General features: G+C 53.4%; 1 pseudogene. It reads left to right on the forward strand.

From position 1 onward, the window contains the following. Positions 1-247: pseudogene (locus tag APU11_RS25930) on the forward strand (hypothetical protein); the annotation flags it as partial.

Raw genomic sequence — 247 nt, forward strand, 5'->3', positions numbered from 1 at the left:
GTGCACTTGCCAGAAAGGGGGCAAACAGCGATATCACTGAGCTGAAAGGACTCACTACTGCGCTTTCTATTGCGCAGGGCGGGACCGGGGCAACAACGGCAGAAGGCAGTCGCACAAACCTCGGTTTAGGAACATCAGCAACGAAGGACGCTGGCACCTCAAATGGCAATGTCATTCAGGTCGGCGGTTTTGGTATTGGGGCAGACTCATCATTAGCTTCTCAACTGGCAAGCCTGACAGATGGTTA

Origin of the sequence: Enterobacter sp. 50793107, assembly GCF_001463365.1 — a bacterium.
GTDB lineage: Bacteria > Pseudomonadota > Gammaproteobacteria > Enterobacterales > Enterobacteriaceae > Enterobacter > Enterobacter cloacae.